Origin of the sequence: Synechococcus sp. R8-2 (genome assembly GCF_047461715.1) — a bacterium.
Taxonomy (GTDB): Bacteria; Cyanobacteriota; Cyanobacteriia; order Thermostichales; family Thermostichaceae; genus Thermostichus.
The window spans coordinates 1-3,596 of record NZ_JANSHQ010000092.1 but is presented as its reverse complement, the minus strand read 5'-3'; the positions used below and the strand labels follow the sequence as shown (position 1 = coordinate 3,596).

At 57.1% G+C, this 3,596-nt stretch carries 4 protein-coding genes and 1 pseudogene; 3 read left to right on the top strand and 2 right to left on the bottom strand.

The genetic code is table 11. The features are described 5' to 3' along the window. Positions 1-337 precede the first annotated feature (337 nt). From trxA to NW819_RS02585, 3 genes are all read left to right on the top strand, one after another. Positions 338-679 (top strand): thioredoxin, encoded by a 342-nt coding sequence (gene trxA / locus NW819_RS02595; protein ID WP_011431863.1) that lies wholly within the window; start codon positions 338-340, stop codon positions 677-679. A 114-nt stretch (positions 680-793) separates the two neighbouring features. Then, positions 794-1,864, top strand: coding sequence for an LOG family protein (locus NW819_RS02590; protein WP_414341868.1), 1,071 nt, complete (start codon positions 794-796; stop codon positions 1,862-1,864). A 62-nt stretch (positions 1,865-1,926) separates the two neighbouring features. Further along, positions 1,927-2,616: a phosphoribosylanthranilate isomerase gene (locus tag NW819_RS02585; RefSeq protein ID WP_414412796.1), complete on the top strand. Its 690-nt coding sequence runs from the start codon at positions 1,927-1,929 to the stop codon at positions 2,614-2,616. Between the two features lie 16 nt (positions 2,617-2,632). Here NW819_RS02585 and NW819_RS02580 read toward each other — a convergent pair whose 3' ends face one another. Next, positions 2,633-3,295, bottom strand: coding sequence for a DUF4115 domain-containing protein (locus NW819_RS02580; RefSeq protein WP_414328967.1), 663 nt, complete (start codon positions 3,293-3,295; stop codon positions 2,633-2,635). After that, positions 3,293-3,502 (bottom strand): annotated as a pseudogene (locus NW819_RS02575) (helix-turn-helix domain-containing protein); the annotation flags it as partial. The gene NW819_RS02580 and the pseudogene NW819_RS02575, both read right to left, overlap by 3 nt. Positions 3,503-3,596 lie beyond the last annotated feature (94 nt).

Sequence of the window (3,596 nt, the reverse complement as noted above, 5' to 3'; positions counted from 1 at the left end):
TGGGTGCAGTGTCCTAGTTTGAATCAAAGTGATCATATAGGATAGGAGCAGCCTGGTCATGACGCACTCAACTATCCCGGGAACCTTGCCAAGACAAATCTTTTGATGGATGCCGTAGAAGCCTGCTTCAGCACGGCTCAGATGCTTTCGGTGCCGTCCCCAAACTGCCTAGCGCTGCGGTTGGCTGAGCGAAGGTCTCAGGCCGGGATCCCAAGGGACAGTTCCTTTGGCGAACGCTCCGTGTAGTAGCAATGGAACAGGCTGAGGTCACCAGCAGCCTGGGGGCTGTGCTAAGATCAGAGACCGTGACAGGTGTTGTTTCAGGAGTTATCCAGGCATGTCTGCAGCAATAGATATCGCTGATGCCACCTTTGAGGCAGAGGTGCTGCGCAGCGATATTCCAGTTCTGGTTGATTTTTGGGCACCTTGGTGTGGCCCCTGTCGGATGGTGGCTCCTGTGGTTCAGGAGATAGCTGAGCAGTATGTTGGCAAAGTTAAGGTTGTAAAAATCAACACCGACGAGAACCCTCAAACTGCCAGCCAGTACGGTATTCGCAGCATTCCCACCCTGATGTTGTTCAAGGGCGGCCAGAAAGTGGATGTGGTGGTTGGCGCCGTACCCAAGGCAACTCTGACCACGATTTTGGAAAAGCACTTCGACACACCTGCCGAAGCCTGAGGGCTATGCCTTGGGTGTTTCAGAATGTAACTTTTGGGTTCTGGATTAGAACCCGGCTGCCGTTTTGTGCCGAGAACTGATTAAAGTAATTCCAGAGAACTTTAGGATCCCAGCTTGACCGATTCCGTTTCTTCCCTTCTGCAAGAAGTTTTTTCCAACGCTGAGACCCGCCTAAAGCAGTTGGAGTATCATCCCAACCGGACGGCCTGGCTGCGTATTGTGCAGTCGCTGCAGCGCATGGGATCCCTAGAGCTGAGCCGTTTGGATGCCAAGATCTTGGCGGCCACTCTTGAGGATCTGGAGCAGGGGTTTGCCGCCTTCCAAAACTATGCCCACCAACGCAAGATCACCGTTTTCGGGTCGGCACGACTGGGGCCAGAAAGTCCCGAATATCGCCAGGCCCAGTTGTTCGCCTACTGCATCAGTCAACGGGGATTCATGGTCATGACGGGGGGCGGCGGCGGCATTATGGAAGCCGGCAACCGAGGGGCAGGGCTGGAAAACTCTTTTGGGCTCAATATCCAGCTTCCCTTTGAGCAAATGGCCAATCCCGTTATTGCTGCCAGCGATCGGGTCATCAACTTCAAGTATTTCTTTTCGCGCAAGCTCTTTTTTGTTAAAGAAACCGACGCGCTGGTGCTTTTTCCCGGCGGTTTCGGCACTCAGGATGAAGCCTTTGAATGCCTAACCCTGATGCAAACCGGCAAAACCAAGCTCATGCCCTTGGTGCTGGTAGACAGAACAGGTGGCTGCTACTGGAAAGAATGGGACGAATACGTGCGGGAGCACCTGCTTGGTCGCGGCTTGATCAGCCCAGAAGATCTCTTCCTCTACACCCTAACCGACGACGTGGAAGATGCCTGCCAGCAGATTGTCGATTTTTATCGCGTCTTTCACAGCAATCGCTACGTGCGGGAGCTCCTGGTTTTGCGCTTGAACACCAGACTCTCACCGGAAGCCCTAGACATCTTAAACGAAGAGTTTGCCGATATTCTCGATTCGGGCCGGATCGAGCAAACTGGGGCCTTGCCGGAGGAAGCCGAGGAAGATATTGCCCATCTGCCACGGCTGGTGATGCACTTCAACCAGCGCAACTTTGGACGGCTATGGCAAATGGTGCGCCGGATCAACAAGCTTCACCCGGAACAGCCGGATCCTCTGCAAATGCGCCCTGAACAAAAGTAGATGTATCAGCGCTCTCAGAACCATCCAAGAACCAGCAGCCAATTGTTTTGGTGGTGCTCCCAATGGGCCGGTTGTTTGTCAAAATCTGCGGCATCACCCGTCAGGATCAGGCGGAGGCCATCGCCGCGCTGGGGGTGAGTGCCCTTGGGTTCATCGCGGTGCCCAATACCCCCCGCTATTTGCCCCTCTCGGAAATGGCCCGTTGGGTGGGATCCCTGCCCGACCACGTGGAAAAAGTAGGGGTCTTTCTGGATCAGGATCCCCGCGCCATCGCCGCCTGGGTGGAAACGGTGGGCCTCACGGCTGTCCAGTTGCATGGCCAAGAATCCCCGCAGGATTGTCAGCAATTGGGGAAATGGCTTCCCGGGATCCGCCGCATCAAAGCCCTGCGCATTCGCCAGCCGGCGGATCTGGAAGTAGCCCATCTCTACCGAGACTGTGTGGAGGTGCTGCTTTTGGATGCCTATCACCCCCAACAGGCGGGGGGAACGGGGCGAACCCTGAATTGGCCAGAACTTGCCCACCGCTCCCTGCCCTTGCCTTGGCTACTGGCCGGTGGTCTGAACCCGGACAATGTTCTGCAGGCACTCAGCCACCTGCAGCCAAGCGGCATCGACCTCTCCAGTGGTGTGGAACGCCACCCCGGCGATAAAGACATAGACAAAGTCCGGCACCTGCTGCAGCAGCTTGGCTCCCAAGGGTGGGAGATTGCTCCTACTCTGCCGCCGATAACGCCAAGCGCAACGGGATGATCATTTGGCTGGGTTCCTACTGCAGCGACTGAATATCCAACCCCGGCTCGAACATCAGCTCTTTCACTTCCCCAAATCGGCCCATCACTCCAAGCTCCCGGTCGTTAAAGGTCACCAACACACCGCCCGCATTGCCGGTACGCAACACGATTGACTGCTCCGCTTCCCAATTCAACTCGGCCCCTGGCTGTAAGGTGGCCTCAAAAACCGTTTGCCCATCGGCGATGACCCGCAACCAGGAAGGGCGCTCCACAACGCGAATATCCAGACGCACCGGCTTGCGCCCCGCCCCCCCTGAGTGAGCTTCCAAGACCTCGGGGAAGACGCCCTGAATGCGCGTCCATTGGTCGAGGGTGGGAAACAGTTGGCGGGCCGTGGGCTGAGCTGCCGACAGAGTGGGATCCGGGGAGTTGGCAGCAGGCGGTTGCTGGCCGGATCCCTCCCGACTGACCGTTGACAGGCTCACCAGCCAACGCCCAAAGGGATTGCCTGTGCCTTCCAAAAGAGCCGACAATCCCCCCACCGTCAGCACAATCAGCACCACATAAGCGGCCCAAAGGTGGAGAGGACGCAGGGCAAAGGCAGGTTGCTGGCCGACAACGGCAAGAGGAGCTGGCGCGCGGGGGGTTTTGGCCGATAAAAGCGGAGAGGCACGCCGAGAGAGGGTTTCGCCATCCAACCCCAAATAGTCGGCATAGCGCTTGAGAAACCCTTGCACATACACCGGCTCCGGTAACCGGCTCAAGTCAGCTTCCTCCAGCGCCTGCAGATATTGGCAGCGAATGAAGGTATCGTTAGCTACTTCTGTCAACGTCAGTCCCCGTGCCTCCCGTGTTTGCCGCAACAGGGATCCCAGGGCTTCTAAAGAGTGTGCTGGCTCTTGCATCATTTGGCCACCTGCGGAAGAAAGGAGGCTACTGTGAGAGTTTGCACTCAGTTAGAGGCTCTGACGAGCTAATCGCGTGAGCGGGCCGGAGGCC